The following is a 17,804-nucleotide window of genomic DNA, read 5'->3' on the forward strand; positions in this document are numbered from 1 at the left end:
GCGTCAGCCCGGCGGGGTCCATGCAGTAAAGCACCGATCAATGTTATCGGCAGGCGTCTTGCGACCGCCTCTACCAATGCCTCACACACCAATGCGGTGTGTATGGTTCACCCCTCTCCCAACATGGCCTGGATGCGGGCAACGACGCGATCACGCATCTCAGCATCCAGCTTCCCGCCATACATCGCCTCATAGATCCACAACCCATCCGCCGCCAGCCGCGCCACGAACGCATCCAGCGCTTCGGCGCTATTGTCCCCCGCCTCCGGCACTCCCGGTGCCCAGCGCGCCATCGCCTCCGACCACGGTGCACGCTCGGCATCGGGCGGCACCGATTCCAGCATGAACATCAGCTCGGCCCGGGTCGCACTCATCGCGGAAACCCGGATGAAAGCCTGGTGACGCTCGTGCTGGATAGTCTGGTCCGCCGGCTTACCCGCCAGCGCCTCCATCTGCGCTTCCCAGGTCTGCACCAGATGCGCATCAATGCCCTGCAACAACGCCTCACGCGAGGGAAAGTGATACAGCAACCCGCCGCGGGTCAGTCCGGATTCGGCGGATACCGATTCAAAGGTGACAGCACGCACGCCGTCGCGGTTGATCACACGGACGGCGGCTTCAAGAATACGGGTGCGGTTGCTGGCTCTCATGCGCTCAATGTACGGGATTCGCGCCAACGACGGGACGACCGGCGGGGCCGCGCAGCAGCCGGGTGGTGAGCACCGCTCCCATGGCCAGCACCGCCACGATCACCCACAGCCCCCACGTGTAACTGGTGTCATACGCGCTTCGCGCTGCATCCAGCCACGCGCCCTCGCCCACCGATTGCGCAAGGTGCAACGCAGCCCCCAGGCCCTCGCGTGCCGTCGCCGGAATTGAACCATCTACCGGAAGGCTCAGGCTGTAGAGAGCCGCGCTCAGACTGCCGAGCACCGCTACCGCGAACAGGCCGCCGAACTCGTACGCCACCTCTTCCACCGAAGAGGCCATGCCGACCCGGTGAGGCGGCACGTTGCTGATGATCGCCGTGGATGCCACAGAAATAGCGGCACCGGTGCCGACACCGGTCAGCGCCATGCCCGCGATCACCCAGGGCAGCCCATGCTGGAACCCTACCGCCACCAACGCAACGCCGGCAGCCGCGCAGGCCAGGCCGCCGCTGATCAGCGGCCGGTAACCCACCCGATGCAGGAAACCACCACCCAGCAGGGCGCTCGGCAGCGCGCCCAATGCGGCCACCGACACCAGCAGGCCAGCATTGAGCGGGGTAAAGCCAGCTACCAGCTGGAACCGCTGCGTCGTCAGCAGTTGCAGCCCCGCCAACGCAAACAGGGTGACGATGGCCGACAATGTGCCGGCCATGAAGGCCGGATTGCGGAAAATGGCGAAGTCCAGCAGCGGATACGGCAACTGCCGCTGACGTCGCACAAACGCCCATGCACCCAGTGCGGCAACTGCGAAGGCCACGCCGCCGGTGGCCAGCGACGCCGGCGTGGCGATCAGCGACTTGATCGCCAGCACCAGGCCGGACAGCGTCACCAGCGCGAGCAATGAGGAAATGAGGTCCCACGGGCGCGTGGTGTCGCGCTGACCCAGCGGAGCCAGCCAGAGCGTGGCTGGCAGTGTCAGCAACACTACCGGCACGTTGATCAGGAACACCGCGCCCCACCAGAAGTGCTGCAGCAGCAGGCCGCCGATGATCGGGCCCAGCGCGGCGCCGATCAGCGCCACGGATCCCCAGATCGCAATGGCGAAGTTGCGTTCGCGTGGGTCATGGAAGCTGAGGCCGTTCAGGGCCAGGGTGGCGGGCATCATCGCGGCTGCGCCGACTGCCAGGAAGGCGCGGGCTGCGATCAGCTGCTCGGGCGTTGACGAGAAGGCGGCGGCCAGCGACGCGACACCGAACAGCACCTGCCCGATCAGGAACATGCGGCGGTGACCGATGCGGTCACCCAGCGTGCCCGCGCCTAGCAGCAAGCCGGCCATGACCAGTGGGTAGGCGTTGATGATCCATAGCGACTGGCTTGGGCTGGCACCCAGGGCCTCGGTCAGCGTCGGCAAGGCTGTGTACAGCACGGAGTTGTCGAGGGTGACCAGGAGGAGGCCGCCGGCGACGGTGAGGAGGAGGAGCCAGCGGCGGGTTTTGCTCATGGGGTTCATGACAATAGTATACCGGATGTCCTGTATAGTTCGACGAGCGAAAAGCAGCCGGGCAAGCCCGGCTCTACGGGGTTCACGTACGTTGCGCAGTGGAGCGCGATCGGGCGGACCGCGTACGCGGTTCAGGTTCGCTGGGGGGCGGTGAGCTGGTCGGCGAGGCCGCGGTAGATCGGTACGCGACAGACCAGGCCGGAGACGCCGCGGGCGATCAGCACCGTAGCCAGGATCGGCAGCAGCAGATCGCCGCTGTCGGTCAGTTCCAGCGAGATCACAGCGGAGGTCAGTGGGGCCTGGGTGACGCCGGTGAGGTACGCGCACATGCCCAGCAGCACGAACGCGCGAGGGTCCACTGCGGGCATCAGCGCCGCGAGGTTGTGGCCGATGCCGGCACCCACTGCAAGTGCAGGCGAGAACAGGCCGCCAGGAATACCCGCTACATAGGACGCGAGGTTCGCCAGCAGCTTCATCAGGCCAAACTCATGGCCGACCATCGCCTGCCCCTGTACCAGGCTGCGTGCCTGCTCATAGCCGGTACCAAAGGCACCTTCACCAAAACCCAGCGCCAGCAGCACGACCACCAGCCCGCAACCGGCCGCAAGCAGCACGGGATGACGCTGCCGCAGTGCACCCAGCCAACGCGGACGACCGGCCACGGTCAACAGCACCGCCTTGGCAAACAGGCCGCCCAGCAGTCCTGCCACCACGCCGCATAACAGAATGGCCACCCAGCCCTGCCCCAGCGGCAGGCGCGCGGTCACATGTCCGAAATAGGTGTAGTTGCCCAACAGCCCGAGCGACACCACGCCGCCCACGATCACCGCCGTCAGCAAGGTGCCGGAGAAGCGGTGTTCAAAGCGACCACTCAGCTCCTCAATCGCGAACACAATACCGGCCAGGGGTGTGTTGAACGCCGCCGCAATACCGGCTGCACCGCCCGCCAGCAGGAAGTGCGAAAGCTCGCGCGGATCACGAAACCCGAACCAGCGTCCAAACAGGTACATCAGGCTGGCACCCACGTGCACGGTAGGCCCTTCACGCCCGACCGATGCACCGCCCAGCAACGATAGAGAGGTCAGCAGCAGCTTGCCTGCGGATACCGCCGGCGAAAGATTGACCTGGCGAAATTCCTCATCTGGTTTTTCGAGCGCGGCAATCACCTGGGGAATGCCGCTGCCGCGTGTGGGACGCAAGGCACCCGCCGTCAGCCACGCAAGCAGCGCGAATATCCCAGGTGTCAACAAAAGCGCCCAGTACGGTGAATGCGCAATGATGCGCTGGAACACATGAAACGCCGCATCACTGGCCTTGGCAAACACGATCGCCACCAGTGCGACCACCACGGCCCCACCCCACAACGCCGCGCGGCGCCGCCACGCTTCGCTGAAGACAAGTGCAGCCAGCCGCTGGCGCGCGCGATGCAGATCGATCATGCGTGAAAGTGTGACAGCTGAATGCGCAATGATGAGGTGAAAATATGGCGAATTCATGCGCAAAATCAGTCCAGACACTGTGCCGTATTTGGACTCATCACATGAATGAAGCTAGACTTGATCGCTTTCATTCGCAAAATGGAGGCAAGGGACGCAATCGTGCGAGCATTTCCCTTTCTTATCGTGGCGGCGATGGCAGGCGTTTCGCTTGCTGCAAAAGCCGCTGAAAATCCCTCAAATCACGGCTCCGAGCCCTACTTCCACGCCGGTGGCGCGGTCCGCTTCAACTATGGCTGGCTCGACTACGGTCCCACCAACCGGCTGCAACTGGAGCTGCTGCGTGCAGATGTGAAGGGCGGCAGTGGTCCGATGTTCTTCTCGGCACAGTATCGCTGGTATGACGGCTTTGATGCTGTTCATCACGCCTATGTTGGTGCGAAGTTCAACGAGAACAGCAACGTCAAAGTGGGCATCCAGCAGGTGCCATTCGGCCTGTTGCCGACGGTCTCGCAGAGCTTCTGGTTCGGTTCCGGCTACTACCTCGGCATCGAGGACGACTACGATCCGGGCGTGGTTCTCACCCATCAACAGGGCGATACCACCTGGCATGCCGGCTACTTCACCGGTGACGAATATGGCAGTGGTGCACGCTACGACCGTTACTCGTTCGACGTCGCCCAGACGGACGCCCTGCCCTATCGCGAACGTGGCCGTGTGCATGGCCGTGTCGAGCGGGCGCTGGACTGGAACGGCGGCGACCTGCTGATCGGCGCATCAGCATTCGCCGGCAAGGTGCAGAACACCCGCACCCGCCACCACCACGGTCACCAGGGTGCGGCCGTACATGCGCAGTGGAAACGGGACGGCTGGACGGCGCAGCTGCAGTGGGCCCGCTACCGCTACGACATTCCCGAACGGCGTATCGCGCTCTCCGCATTCGAAGCCCCGTTCGAGATCGCCGCGCAAGCTGACGTGCCCAGTGCCAACATCGCCTACTCCTTCGGCGAGAGCCGCTGGCTGGACGATGTCACCTGCTACAACAACCTGAGCATGACCCGCCCGGTCGGCCACAGCGACGGCGTGCGCGACTCGTGGCAGAACGTCACCGGCTGCAGCTTCGGCAAGGGCATCATGCTTACCTACGTTGACTGGATCGCCGGCAAGGACATGTGGTTCGCCGGCGGCGACGGCATCGGCATCGACAATGGCGGCCCCTCGCGTTGGCACTCACGTCTCAACGTCAACATCGGCTTCTACTTCTGACTGTCTGAAGGACGCTCACCACCCGACTCGTTTCCACGGAGGAACCCATGCAGAGCACCGCTCCGCACCATCCCCCCGTTCGCCAGCGCATTCTGCCGCAGGTGTTCATTCCCACCGCCGCCATCGTCATTGCATTGCTTGCACTGGCCGCACTAGCTCCAGAACTGGCTACATCCTGGTTTACCGCCGCCAAGACCTGGGCGGCCAATGATGCAGGCTGGTTCACCATCCTTTCGGTGGCTGGCTTTCTGGTCTTCGTGGTTGGCGTTGCGCTCAGCCGCTTTGGTCAGCTGAAGCTGGGCCCGGACCACAGCACGCCCGACTACAGCTACGGCAGCTGGTTTGCCATGCTGTTCGCCGCCGGCATGGGCATCGGACTGATGTTCTTCGGTGTCGCCGAACCCATCATGCATTTCGCCACGCCACCCGTAGGTGCGCCGGAAACCGCCGCGGCCGCCAAGCAGGCCATGCGCATCACCTTCTTCCACTGGGGCATCCACGCCTGGGCGATCTACGCCGTGGTAGCGCTGTCGCTGGCGTACTTTGCGTACCGGCACAACCTGCCGCTGCGGGTGCGCTCGGCGCTCTACCCGCTGATCGGCGAGCGCATCCACGGGCCGATCGGGCACACCGTGGATACTTTCGCTGCGCTGGGCACGATCTTTGGCCTGGCGACCTCGCTGGGCCTGGGCGTCATGCAGATCAATGCCGGCCTGAACTACCTGTTCGGTTGGGAGGTGAGCACGCTGGTCCAGGTAGGTCTCATCATCGCCATCACCCTGGTGGCCACCGGCTCCGTCGTGGCTGGGCTCGACAGCGGTGTGCGCAGGCTGTCGGAACTGAACATGATTCTGGCCGCGGCACTGCTGGCCTTTGTTCTGGTCTGCGGTCCCACCGCCCATCTGATGCAGGCCCTGGTGCAGAACACCGGCATGTATGTGTCGCAGCTGTTCTCGATGACCTTCAATCTGTATGCCTATGAACCCAACGGCTGGCTGGGTGGATGGACCCTGTTCTACTGGGGCTGGTGGATCGCATGGTCGCCCTTCGTCGGCATGTTCATCGCGCGTATCTCGCGCGGACGCACGGTGCGCGAATTCGTCATCGGCGTGCTGCTGGTGCCGCTGGGCTTCACCTTCCTGTGGATGACCATCTACGGCAACAGCGCCCTGCACATGGTCAGGGCCGATGGCATACAGCAACTGGTTACAGCCGTCTCCACCGACAGTTCCATGGCCCTGTTCGAGTTCCTCGAACACCTGCCGCTTACGATGCTGACGTCGTCGCTGGCGGTGGTACTGGTCGCGCTGTTCTTCGTCACCTCGGCGGACTCCGGCGCGCTGGTGATCGACATGCTCACGTCGAAGGGCGAAGAGGAGTCGCCACTGTGGCAGCGTATCTTCTGGGCGCTGCTCGTCGGCGCACTGGCCATCGCCCTGCTGATCGCGGGCGGACTGGAGTCATTGCAGGCGGCCACCATCGCCAGTGCCCTTCCCTTTACCGTGGTGATGATTCTGATGTGTTGGGGCCTGCTCAAGGCCATGCACCTGGATGCCACCAAGCGCTCGATTCTGCGCGACGCGCGCATCCTGCCTGGCACCAGCGACGACTGGAAGGCACGCCTGAAGCTGCTGGCGCACAATCCGCTGAAGATCGAGGTCACCGGCTTCATCCAGCAGAAGGTGATGCCCGCCCTGCAGGACGTGGCCGCGGAGCTGCGCAAGCAGGACCTGCCAGTGCAGGTCACCCATGGCGAGGACGGTCGCGCCTGGCTGCAGGTCGGCCACGGCGAGGAGATGGACTTCTTCTACTCGGTGCGCCCGCAGCCCTATGCCGCGCCGACCTTCGCCCTGCAGGACCCGCGCCGACCGGTGAAGGAAGGCACCCAGTACTACCGCGCCGAGGTCTACCTGCGTGAGGGTGGCCAGGACTACGACGTGATGGGCTGGACCCAGGTCCAGCTGATCCATGACGTGCTGGACCAGTACGAACGCCACCGCCAGTTCCTGGACCGCGTGCGCTGACCTGAAAACAGAAGGGGTCGCTCGCGCGACCCCATCTGCGTCACCACCGGTAGTGACGCGCCATGCGCGTCAGCCCGGAAGGCGTCAGCGACCCATTGACCGCGACACAGCCTGTTCCTGCACCTGCGCTTCCTGCTGCTGCGCCTGCGCATTCTCGCCAATTCGCTGATTCACGCTCTCCAGCGTCTCCAGCTGCTTCTCAACCGGCGTAGACACCGCCTGCGCCGTGTCAGTCCGCGCAACCTGCCGATCCGCCGCATGCGGCTGCCCCTGCACCGCGAACGCATAACGCGCGTCTTCGCTCAGCACGGCTTCGTCAATCCGGCACATGCCCTTGTCCTTCGCGGCTACCAGCAGCGCCATGCCCAGCCGCTCGGTGCTCTGGTCCGGTTGCCGGCCCATGGCGGCATCGAGTCGGGAAACGGCACCATGGCTCTGCAGCCACAGCGGATGATCGGCACTGCTGCTCTGGCGCGGATCGTTCACCGGCAGCAGCGGCGACGGCGGCGGTAGGTTGCGCAGATGCGCGCCGTCCACCGTGGCATCGATCTTCTCCACGCCTGCATCTTTGTCTGCCGTGGCCAGCCGGAACATCTGTTCGGCCATGCCGTACTCCGAGTTGCCCCGGTTGCGTGCCAGCGACGCCGCGTACGCATCCACGTCGGTCTGCAGCCCGCCGCGCCCGTCTTCAGCCAGCAGACGCCAACGCTCACCTGCCATCGGGTTGTCCTGCACCATCTGCTGGGTGCGTTCCATCATCGCGCGCATCTGGTCTTCGCTGAAGCTGACCGTATTGAGCTCACCCGCCTTGACCGGCCCTCGCTCACCGGTATCGCCGGTCAACGCGCTGTTGAGCAGGCCTGCCACCTGATCCCCCTGCGCATGCTGGCGCAGGTCGAAGGTGAACTCGTAGCGGCGCTGGTCGCGCAGCTCCTGACCATCGGCTCCATACTGGCTGAGACGGGTCACTGGAAGGTTGCCGCTGTACTGCACGTTGCGCAGTTCGGTATAGCTGCCATTGTCGCGGCGCACCTGGGTTACATCGCCGGTGTTGCGCTGGCCGGCCACGTCCACGCCGAACACGCTGCCCACGTCCACCTTCAGGCGCGTCTGCGAACTCATGCCCAGCCGCTCGACCGTGGCAACGTCCGCAACGCCCGGCATTTTCGAATCAAGCGATCCGTTGGCCACGAACTGCTGGTACGCGGCCTGCCCCTGCGCATCGGCGAGGTCAAACGTCGCCGTACGCACGCTGGATTGGCCCAGTGCGTCCTGGCGACCCGCGATCGCGGTCACGCCCTTGGCCGAAAAGCCGATTCCGTTGAAGGCTTCCACCGCTTGATTGGGGCCCGTGGTCACGCGCACGCCGCCATCCTCCAGCCGATCCACGCGCAGGCTTGCGCCTTCGGCTTCGGTCAGTTTGTGCTCGGCGGCGATGTTCCGGAACGTGCCGGCCATGGCGGTGCCACTGAACGATTGCGCATCCAGAGTGACGCTGCCACCTTTCGGAAGGGTTTGCGGATCGAACGGATTGATCAGCGTCGGATCGGTGCCTTCGCCCTCGGGCAGGCTGACCCGGTAACGACCACGCAGCCCTTCGGTATGCGTCGACTCAACGATCCCGCTCTTCTGGCGCTGACCCGCCACGGTCTCCAGCTCCAGCTGATACTGCACGCGGCCATCGCCGCTGCTTTCGCCCGCGCCCAGCGTGGTGGCCCGGAACGGTCCACCTGCCGGACCGCTGCCCTGCTGGCGCGCTTCCTGGGTGACCTTGAAGCCGCCGTCGTCCGGCGTGGCGCTGACCGAAGTGCGACCGGCCTTTCCGTGCACTTCAGAGTTGGAGGAGGTGTAGGTCGGATCGAAGGCTACGTTGGCGGCGTTGCGTGCGGCTGCGTCAACGGACGCGCCCTCCTTCCGTGTCGGGTCGTTCATGTCACTTCCATTTGCTACAGACGACCCGAGTATAAACCGCTGTCGCCACTCCATGTGTCAAATGATTGACACATACCTCGGGCGCGACCGTGTTGTAGAGCCGGGCTTGCCCGGCTGCTTTCGGCGGCATCGCGAAGAGCAGCGGGGCAAGCCCCGCTCTACGAAGGCGGCCTCACGTCAAGGAGAGGTGGAATACACCAGCATCAAACGGTTCTCCTCCGCATCACGCTGATAGTTCGAACGGAAGAAGCCGTTGCGCCAGCGAATCGAAAAGTCCTTCAGCGCCTCGCTTTGGAAGGTGTAGCCGATCTCGAAATCGCGCTGCCACTGGCGTCCTTCACCTGCAAAGGTGTTCGGGCGCGCATTGTCACCCTTCACATAGCGCACCAGGAACTTCAGACCCGGAATGCAGATGCGCTTGCCATCCAGCTGGTAGCGGGCCTGCCAGCTTCGCTCGTCACGCTCCATGAAGTCGTTGATGAAGGTCCAGTTGAACACGTTGCCGTCGGTGCCGCCCACGAATGGCATCGCGGTGTCGCCGCTCATGTCCTGATAGGCCAGTGCGAACTCCTGCCCGTTGACGTTCCATGTCACCAGCGCATTCACCGCACGGTTGTCGACCACCCCCGCCAGCGCTTGTCCGACATCATCGGACACGTAATAGCGCAGCTCGGTGTCCAGCCGGCCGACAGGCAGAGGCTGGCGATACGCCACAGAGGCCACCTGCTGGCGGTAGATGTCCTGCAGCTCGGCGTGCTCGATCCGCAGCTTCAACTGGTCGTTGACCTTCCAGCCAGCGGTGAACAGATCCAGGTGATCCGAATCCGGGGTTCCGCTGAAGCGACGATCCTTGTTGGTGATGGTCAGATGCACGCGATCGACACCGTCGCGATACCAGCTGCGGTCGAAGCGCTTGTAGCCCAGCTCCAGGCCATTCTTGAACGACGCACCCAGCGACGCACCTTCGAAAGTCTGCGGCAGCAGGCGGCTGGTGTTGGACTTCAAGGTCAGGTCGGACGTGATATGGCTGCCGACGCGCAGTTCCGCCGGGCCGGCCTTGGCCTTGCCGGTCACCGCCACGCGCCCGAAGGTCGTGCGCGCACCGTCTTCGTCGTACGGCAGGATGCCGGTGCCCACTTCGGCATCGCTGCCGTCCAGCTTCAGGTCGCCCAGCCCGAGCAGGTCCAGGCCGAAGCCCACCACGCCTGGGGTGTAACCGCTGCGGGCATCGATCATCAGGCCCTGCGCCCATTCCTCACGCTTGCCCTGACCACTACCGCTGCGGAAATCGCGGTTGTAGTAGAAATTGGTGGCGGTCAGATCCACTTCGGCTCCCTTGAAGAAGCCCTCGGTCGTTTCCTCGGCCATCGCCGAGCCACTGGCCAGGCACGCGGCCGCCAGAGCGGAAATCGAAAGGTTACGCATGTTGCAACTCCTTAGAAGATCGCGCTGGCGATGAGGATCAGAACCAGCGACACCACCGACGCCATCGACAACGGCAGGCTCAGTGTCTTCAATGTTCCACGCAGGGTCATGCCCATCGTGGTCTGCATCAGCCAGAACGTATTGCTGGTCACATGCACCAGGAACAGCGAGCCCGAACCCGCGGCCAATGCCACCAGCACTGGCGGCACGTCCAGCGAATGCAGGGCCGGTGCCAGCAGGCTGGCGGCGGTGATTGCCGAGGCGGACACCGAGCCGATCGCAATGTGCAGGATCGCCGCCACCAGCCACACCAGCAGCAGCGGTGCCGCCGTGTTCGCAGTGAAGTAGCCCGACAGGATGTCGCCCATGCCGGTGGTAGCCACCACCGCCGACAACGAGCCAGCCACGCCGGTCAGCAGCAGAATCTGGCCACTCTCCTTGAATGCGTCGGTCACCGCGCCGCTGCGGTCTTTCGCCGGGATGGTGAAACGGGCGATGAAGAACGCCAGCGCCAGGCCGCAGAACAACGCGAAGGTGGAGTTGCCAATGGCTTCCAGCACCGGCGCATCCCAGCCCATCACACGGTCCACCGCACCCAGCGCGATCATCAGCATCGGCACGATGATCGGCAGCAGCGACAGTTTCAGCGGCACCGCGTTGCCTTCGGTGGCTTCGTCAGCGGCGATCACCGCCGGCTGCTCGTCTTCCGGCAGCTCGTCGGTTTCCGGCTTCCAGAACCCGCGATGCAGCAGCCAGTGGAAGCCCCACAGGGTCAGGAACACGGTCGGAATGGCAATCGCCAGGCCTACCAGCAGCATGGTGCCCAGCTCCACGTCCAGCACCGCCGACAACGCCAGCGCTGCCACACCCGGCACCACCATGGTCAGCGCCATGTAGATGCCCACGCCCACGGCGGCGGCCATCTTCGGCAGCGCGTCGCCGCCCATGCGGCGCGCGGTCGCGCGAGCCAGCGGGGCCGACATCAGCAGCAGCACGTCCGTGTAGATCGGCGGGAAGATCGCCGTCAGGATGGTCGCAAACGCGTACGGCATCTGCCTCGGCTTGAAGGTTCTCACCAGCAGTCGCACCACCTGCTGGAATGCCCCCATGCGATGCAGGAATGCCCCGATCATCACCCCGAAGCCGATCAGCAGGCCGATCTTGCCCATCAGTTCGCCAAACCCTTCGTTGATGGCCTTGATGGTTTCGGCAAAGCCCAACCCGGAGCTGAGCCCCAGGTACAGCGGCCCGGCGACCAGCGCGATCATCGGGTTGACCTTGAAATAGATGATCAGCAGAACGATCAACAAAATAGCGAACATGGCGTTCGCCAGCACAAACCACTCGTGCATGATTCCCTCCCAGGAATACAAAGCTGGTTGAAACGCACACCGGCACAGCCTGCGCCGGCGTGCGGAATGATCAGGCGGCGCGCAGGCCCGGCGGTGCCGGATGCAGGTCGCCTACCCGGCCGGCCTTGGCGACCTGACCGGAGGTTTCGTGGCCGACCAGCGCCGGCAGCGTTTTTGAAAGTTCGATGAGCCTGAGCAGATCCAATCCGGTGGGGATGACCATCTCCTCGCACATCGCCACCAGATCTTCGGTGCAGATGTTGCCCGACGCCCCCGGCGCGAACGGACAGCCGCCCAGCCCACCCAGCGAGGCATCGAAGCGCTGCGCACCGGCGTCATACGCCGCCACCACATTGGCCAGCCCCAGCCCGCGGGTGTCATGGAAATGCAGAGTCAGCGCGGCGGCATCCACCAGCTGCAGCGCCTGCTCGACCAATCGTGCCACCTGGCGCGGGTTGGCCATGCCGGTGGTGTCGGCCAAGGTGATGCCGGTGCAGCCCAGGTCCAGGTAACGGCGCACGATGTCCAGCACCTTGGCCGGGGCCTGCACGCCTTCGAACGGGCAACCGAAAGCCGTCGCCACCGTACCATTGAGCAGCTTGCTGCCGTTGTTGAGCGTGGCGATCTGCGCAAAGCCGGCGAAACTCTGTTCGGCGGTCATGCGCATGTTGGCCAGATTGTGGGTTTCGCCCGCCGACATCACCAGGTTCAGTTCATCAGCACCGGCTGCCAATGCACGCTCTGCGCCTTTCAGGTTCGGCACCAGCGCCACATACACTGTGCCAGCGGCACGCTTCAGCCCAGCGAACACCTCGGCGGCATCGACCAACGCCGGCACGGCTCTCGGCGACACAAAACTGCTCACCTCGACACGCGCGAAGCCCAGCTCGCCGAAGGCGTTGCCCAGCCGGATCTTCTCTGCGGTCGGCACGAACACGGGTTCGATCTGCAGGCCATCGCGCAGGCAGACTTCCTGCACGACCAGGGGACGGGATGCGGTCATGTTCACTTCTCCTTCGCCGTGATCCGGGCAATGGCATCGGCACCCAGTCCCAGATCGGCAAGCACCTGTGCGGTGTGTTCGCCCAGCGCCGGACCGGTCCAGCGCATTTCGCCGGGCGTCTCCGAAAGCGTGGGCACGATGCCCGGCAGCGTGATCGGCTGCCCGTCCGGCAAGGTGGTGTTCAACAACATGCCGCGCGCCTGATAGTGCGGGTCGGCCACGATGTCGGCCGCCGAATAGATACGGCCGGCCGGCACGTCGGCCAGATCCAGCGCCTCCAACACCGCGTCGATGTTGCGGCCACTGGTCCAGTGGGTGATGGCCGCATCCAGCTCGGCATTTCGCGCCACGCGCCCCGGGTTGGTGGCCAGCGACGGATCGTCGGCCAGGTCCTCACGGCCGATCGCGCGCATCAGGCGCCGGTAGATCGGGTCGCTGTTGCCCGCAATGACCACGAACGCACCATCGGCGGTCGGGTAGGTATTAGACGGGCTGATGCCCGGCAATGCGCCGCCGGTGCGCTCACGCACCTCGCCGAACATCGCGTACTCGGGCACCAGGCTTTCCATCAGGTTGAACACGCTCTCGACCAGCGAGACGTCGACGACCTGTCCGCCGCCCTGCCCGGTCTTCACCCGCAGCAGCGCCATCAGCGCACCCATCACGCCGTGCAGCGAGGCCAGCGAATCGCCCAGGCTGACGCCCACGCGTGCCGGTGGCGTGCTCGGGTCGCCGGTGGTGTAACGGATGCCACCCATGGCCTCGCCAATGGCGCCGAAGCCGGGGCGGTCGCGATAGGGGCCGGTCTGGCCGTAACCCGAGATGCGCACCATGATCAGGTTCGGGTTCAGCGCCGACAGCGCGTCCCAGCCCAGCCCCAGCTTTTCCAGGCCACCGGGGCGGAAGTTCTCGATCACCACGTCGGCGCTGGCAGCCAGCTGGCGTGCCGCGTCGGCCCCGTCGGCGGACTTCAGGTCCAGCACCACGGACTTCTTGTTGCGCGCCTGCAGCGACCACCACAGCGAGGTGTCGCCATGAAGCTTGCGCCATTTGCGCAGCGGGTCGCCCCCTTCCGGCGACTCCACCTTGATCACTTCGGCTCCGAATTCGGCGAACAGGCGCGCGGCGAACGGCGCGGCAATCAGCGTCCCGAATTCAACAACACGAATGCCTTGCAACGGACCTGGCATCCTGACTCCCTCCTGCGACAATGCAGCGCAGGGTAGCCAGCCTTCACACGGTTGCGCCAGACCTTATTCGCGAAACGGCGTTCGCATTTGGCGAACGCCTAATCCTTTGGTCGAAGGTGGTCGAGCAGCTGCTGCGCGGCCGTGGAGAGCGTGCGGCCGTTGCGGTACACCAGTTTCAGCTCTCTTTCCGCCCAGGCATCAGTCAGCGGCTCGAAGTGCAGCTTCATTGAACGGCCGAATAATTCGAACACCGGTTCCGGCACCAGCCCGATGCCCAGCCCCGCCTGCACCGTGCGGCAGATGGCATCGAACCCCGGCACGTGGATGCGTCGCCGCAGCGACCGCCCGGCGTCGCGGGCGGCAATCTGCGAACGGGTGAAGATCGAGCTTTCCGCGTGCAGCGCCACCTGGTCGTACGGCAGCGTGTCAGCGAAGGCGATCGGCCCCTTCCCCGCCAGCGGATGGTCCGGGCGCATCAGCATCACCAGACGGTCGCGCCGGAACGGCAGCACGGCGAGGTCACCCAGTTCGCTGTCGCCGGAACAGACACCGATTTCCGCCCAGCCTTCCTGGATGCCGCGCACCACGCCGGGCGTGGGGCGTTCTTCCAGCTCGATGCGCAGGTCCGGATGTTCCAGAAAGAACGCCTCCAGCGCTTCCGGCAGGTAGGCCACGATGGCCGACAGATTGGCCAGCATGCGGATATGCCCACGGATGCCACGCCGGTACTCCAGCAGCTCACTGGATAACGCCGAGGCGGCCAGCAACATCCGGCGCGCGTGCTGAAGCAGGCTTTCGCCGGCCAGCGTGAGTTGCATGCCGCGGCTGTTGCGGGTGAACAGCACCACATCCAGGCCGCTTTCCAGGTCGTTCAGGCGCCGGCTGGCGGCAGAGGTGGCGATGGATTCGCGCTCGGCGGCCTTCGACAGCGAGCCTTCCTCGACCACGGCGACAAACAGCCGCAACGTGGTCAGGCTGATGCGATCCACGGGCATGGGTTGGGTCACAAAACGGCTCCAGCCGACACAGAACTGGAGCCGATGATAACGCGGCCGCTCAATCCAGCCGCGTGGCCTCCTTCAAACGCTCCATGCCGCTCGGTTGCCCATGCTTTCCGAACGTGAAGTTGACCGACTCGATGGTGCCGTTGTACGGGAACAGGCCCTTTTCATCGTAATCGGCGCACACGGGCGACACACAATCCATGCCCACGTCCATGCACTCGGTGCCGCAGCGCTGGGGAATCTGCTCATCGATATGGATGCTGTCCACCTTCTTGCCGTCGATGGACAGCACCACATCCGCCGGACCACCCGGCGTGGTCGTGGTCGGCGTGAACGTGACCTCGATCGTATGCTTGCCCGCATCCAGGGCTTTCGGCGCCACCGCATCGTAGCGCTTGATCGCAAAGAAGTTGTAATGGAAGCGCGGCTTGCCTTCCCAGAAGAACAGTGAGAAACCGGCCGCGTCGCCACCCAGTGCAAACAGCACGCCTTCGCCACCACCCTTCGGCACCTCTACCGGCACAGTCAAGGTGAACGGAACGCCGACCAGCTTCGGGCCGCTGCCTTCCGGCAACCGGGTCATGCCGGGATAGAAAGTGACTTCCTCGCGACCGAAGAAATAGCTGGGCCGCAGGGTGACATCCAGGCGCTCGGAGAAGCTGTCATCCAACGGGAACACGTTGTACTTCGCCGCTTCGGTCATGAACAGGTCCTGCAGCTGGCGCAGGCGTACCGGTTCCTTGTCTGCCAGATCGACCGCCTGACTGAAGTCCTTGTCGATGTGGTAGAGCTCCCATTGGTCGTCGTCGAAGCTGAACGAGCCTGATGTTTCCCAAGGCAGTCGCCCGTGGCGGCAGCAGGCCATCCAGCCGTTGGCATACATGGCCCGGTTGCCAAGCATCTCGAAGTACTGTTTCGTGCGCGTACTAGGTGCCTTCTGGGCCCCTTTTTCGAACGTGTAGGCGAAGCTGACACCCTCGATGGGCCGCTGCACGTAGCCGTTCACCACCTGCGGCTCGGCGATGCCGACCACCTCCATCAACGTCGGCATGAGGTCGATGCAGTGATGGAACTGGCTGCGCTGCTTGCCTTTGTCTTTGATTACTTTTGGCCACGAGACGAACATGGCGTTGCGCGTTCCCCCAAAGTGCGAAGCAACCTGCTTGGTCCACTGGAACGGGGTGTCACCCGCCCATGCCCAGCCCACCGCATAGTGCGGCGACGTGCCCGGCATGCCCCAGCGGTCCTTGAACGCAATGGATTCTTCCATGGACGGCTGTCGCCCGTTCAAGCTCATGATCTCGTTGGGCGTCCCCACCAGCGAGCCCTCACCACTGGAGCCGTTGTCCCCGATGATGTAAATGATGAGCGTGTTGTCCAGCTCGCCCAATGTTTCAATGGCATCGATCACCCGGCCGGCTTCGAAGTCTGCATGCTCGAGGAAGTCGGCATAATTCTCGGCCTGCCGCGCGAACAGGGCCTGGTGCTCCTTCGGCTGGCTGTCCCAGGACGGAATCTGTTCCGGGCGTTCGGTCAGCTGGGTTCCCTTGGGAATGACGCCGCGTTTGATCTGTTCGGCATGCACCTGCTCGCGGTAGGCGTCCCAGCCCATGTCGAAGCGGCCTTCGTTGCGTCCGCGCCAATCCAGCGGCGGCTGATGCGGGGCGTGCGCGGCACCGGTGGAGAAGTACGCCATGAACGGACGGTTCGGCGCGATGGACTTCTGGGTGCGGATCCAGCCAATGCACTGGTCGGCCAGGTCGCGAGTGAGCTGGTAGCCGTCCTCCGGTCGTGCCGGCGGCTCAATGGGATCGGTGTTCTTCAGCAGCGACGGGAAGAACTGATCGGTTTCGCCGCTGATGAAGCCGTAGAACAGGTCGAAACCCTGGTTGGTGGGCCAGTTGTCGAACGGTCCCGCTGCGCTGGTCAGGTTGTCCGGTACATTGTGATTCTTGCCAAACCAGCCGCAGGTGTACCCCGCCTGTTTCAGCAGTTCGGCGAACGTGGCGCAGCTCTTGGGAATGATGCCGCAGTAACCCGGATAGCCAGTGGCCATCTCGGCGATCACCCCGCTTGCTACCGAATGATGGTTGCGCCCGGTCAGCATGGCCGCGCGCGTGGGCGAACACAACGCGGTGGTGTGGAACTGGTTGTAGAACAACCCCTCTGCCGCCACCCGTTCGGCAGTGGGCATGCGCACCAGGCCGCCGCAGGCACTGGGCCAGCCGAAGCCGACGTCGTCCAGCAGCACCAGCAGGATGTTGGGAGCACCGGACGGTGCCTCCTTCAACGGCGGGAAGTCCGGTGTGGAATTCTTCGCATACAGGCCGATATCCGCGTTCGGGAACTTCCACTCCGGCTCAGGAAGGTGGTTCCGGTCAATATGAACGGGGAAGTCCGGGGTCTTCTTCGAGGCCATGATGCCGCTCCAGTCCGCGGGTGGGTATGCACCACAGACTGGCCTTGTCCTGCGCACCCTGCCTGCGCAGAACTACGGATTGCACTCCGGTACTTCTACTCAGCCGGTGCGACGCTGCGGCCAGCCGTTTAGAGCACCGGTCTTCCAGCGCCAGGCGGCATATGCGGTAAAGCCCAGAATCAATGTCAAAGAGATAACGTCAATGCGGCCGCTGCCACCGTAGATGTAGGCGTACTGCAGCAGGTAAGCCGCAAACAGCAGTACCGACAGCTTGCGCCCGAACGCCAGGAACACGCCCGCCAGTGCGAGCGTGAATGGCATGGCCAGCTTCTGCGCGATATCGACCAGCGACACTTCGCCCAGGCCGAACTCAGAGAGATAGCGCAGCATCAATGCCCAGATTCCCACGAACTGCAGGGCGCAGAACGCGGCGATGAGGATGGAGACGACCCGGTGCGCGATACGTGCCGCACGTGAGGTGTGCACGGGCATGGGTTGCAGCGCCGATTCGGGTCGGCCGTACGGATTTCTGTCCGGGTGGTCCATTGGTAGTCCTTGGCCTGTCGCTGCTGGAAGCGAACGTTAGCATGCCGCCACGGAAC

At 64.4% G+C, this 17,804-nt stretch carries 13 protein-coding genes; 2 read left to right on the top strand and 11 right to left on the bottom strand.

Annotated features, from left to right (window positions below; all coding sequences use genetic code 11):
* Positions 1-107: 107 nt before the first annotated feature.
* The 3 genes from PDM29_RS18045 to PDM29_RS18055 all read right to left on the bottom strand — a co-directional run bounded on the left by PDM29_RS18045 (position 108) and on the right by PDM29_RS18055 (position 3,590).
* Entirely contained in the window at positions 108-650 is a 543-nt protein-coding gene (locus tag PDM29_RS18045; RefSeq protein ID WP_311191420.1) for a TetR/AcrR family transcriptional regulator, read from the bottom strand.
* Between the two features lie 4 nt (positions 651-654).
* Positions 655-2,151 (bottom strand): MFS transporter, encoded by a 1,497-nt coding sequence (locus PDM29_RS18050; protein ID WP_425508689.1) that lies wholly within the window; start codon positions 2,149-2,151, stop codon positions 655-657.
* Between the two features lie 131 nt (positions 2,152-2,282).
* Entirely contained in the window at positions 2,283-3,590 is a 1,308-nt protein-coding gene (locus tag PDM29_RS18055; protein WP_311191422.1) for a chloride channel protein, read from the bottom strand.
* Between the two features lie 159 nt (positions 3,591-3,749).
* On the opposite strand from PDM29_RS18055, the gene PDM29_RS18060 reads away from it, so the two are divergent.
* Together PDM29_RS18060 and PDM29_RS18065 are read left to right on the top strand one after the other, a co-directional pair.
* Positions 3,750-4,853, top strand: a complete 1,104-nt coding sequence (locus PDM29_RS18060) for a hypothetical protein (protein WP_311191423.1) — start codon at positions 3,750-3,752, stop codon at positions 4,851-4,853.
* A 47-nt stretch (positions 4,854-4,900) separates the two neighbouring features.
* Complete coding sequence (locus tag PDM29_RS18065; protein WP_311191424.1) at positions 4,901-6,877, top strand: BCCT family transporter; 1,977 nt, start codon at positions 4,901-4,903, stop codon at positions 6,875-6,877.
* Positions 6,878-6,961: 84 nt separating this feature from the next.
* Here the strand turns inward: PDM29_RS18065 and PDM29_RS18070 are convergent, their stop codons facing one another.
* From PDM29_RS18070 to PDM29_RS18105, 8 genes are all read right to left on the bottom strand, one after another.
* Positions 6,962-8,809, bottom strand: a complete 1,848-nt coding sequence (locus PDM29_RS18070; protein WP_311191425.1) for an XVIPCD domain-containing protein — start codon at positions 8,807-8,809, stop codon at positions 6,962-6,964.
* Positions 8,810-8,986: 177 nt separating this feature from the next.
* A complete protein-coding gene (locus PDM29_RS18075; protein ID WP_311191426.1) occupies positions 8,987-10,234 on the bottom strand; it encodes an OprD family outer membrane porin in 1,248 nt (415 codons plus the stop codon).
* Positions 10,235-10,245: 11 nt separating this feature from the next.
* On the bottom strand, positions 10,246-11,586 hold the full coding sequence (locus PDM29_RS18080) for a GntP family permease (RefSeq protein WP_311191427.1): 1,341 nt from the start codon (positions 11,584-11,586) through the stop codon (positions 10,246-10,248).
* 70 nt (positions 11,587-11,656) lie between these two features.
* Positions 11,657-12,589: a hydroxymethylglutaryl-CoA lyase gene (locus PDM29_RS18085; protein WP_311191428.1), complete on the bottom strand. Its 933-nt coding sequence runs from the start codon at positions 12,587-12,589 to the stop codon at positions 11,657-11,659.
* A 2-nt stretch (positions 12,590-12,591) separates the two neighbouring features.
* The gene (locus PDM29_RS18090) at positions 12,592-13,779 is read right to left on the bottom strand and encodes a CaiB/BaiF CoA transferase family protein (RefSeq protein ID WP_311191429.1); all 1,188 of its coding nucleotides are present in this window, start codon (positions 13,777-13,779) and stop codon (positions 12,592-12,594) included.
* A gap of 98 nt (positions 13,780-13,877) precedes the next feature.
* Complete coding sequence (locus PDM29_RS18095) at positions 13,878-14,786, bottom strand: LysR family transcriptional regulator (protein ID WP_311191430.1); 909 nt, start codon at positions 14,784-14,786, stop codon at positions 13,878-13,880.
* A gap of 49 nt (positions 14,787-14,835) precedes the next feature.
* Positions 14,836-17,202, bottom strand: a complete 2,367-nt coding sequence (locus PDM29_RS18100) for an arylsulfatase (RefSeq protein WP_311191431.1) — start codon at positions 17,200-17,202, stop codon at positions 14,836-14,838.
* A 99-nt stretch (positions 17,203-17,301) separates the two neighbouring features.
* A complete protein-coding gene (locus PDM29_RS18105; protein ID WP_311191432.1) occupies positions 17,302-17,688 on the bottom strand; it encodes a hypothetical protein in 387 nt (128 codons plus the stop codon).
* Positions 17,689-17,804: the final 116 nt, after the last annotated feature.

The sequence above is a fragment of the Stenotrophomonas oahuensis genome (genome assembly GCF_031834595.1).
Classification (GTDB): Bacteria; Pseudomonadota; Gammaproteobacteria; order Xanthomonadales; family Xanthomonadaceae; genus Stenotrophomonas; species Stenotrophomonas oahuensis.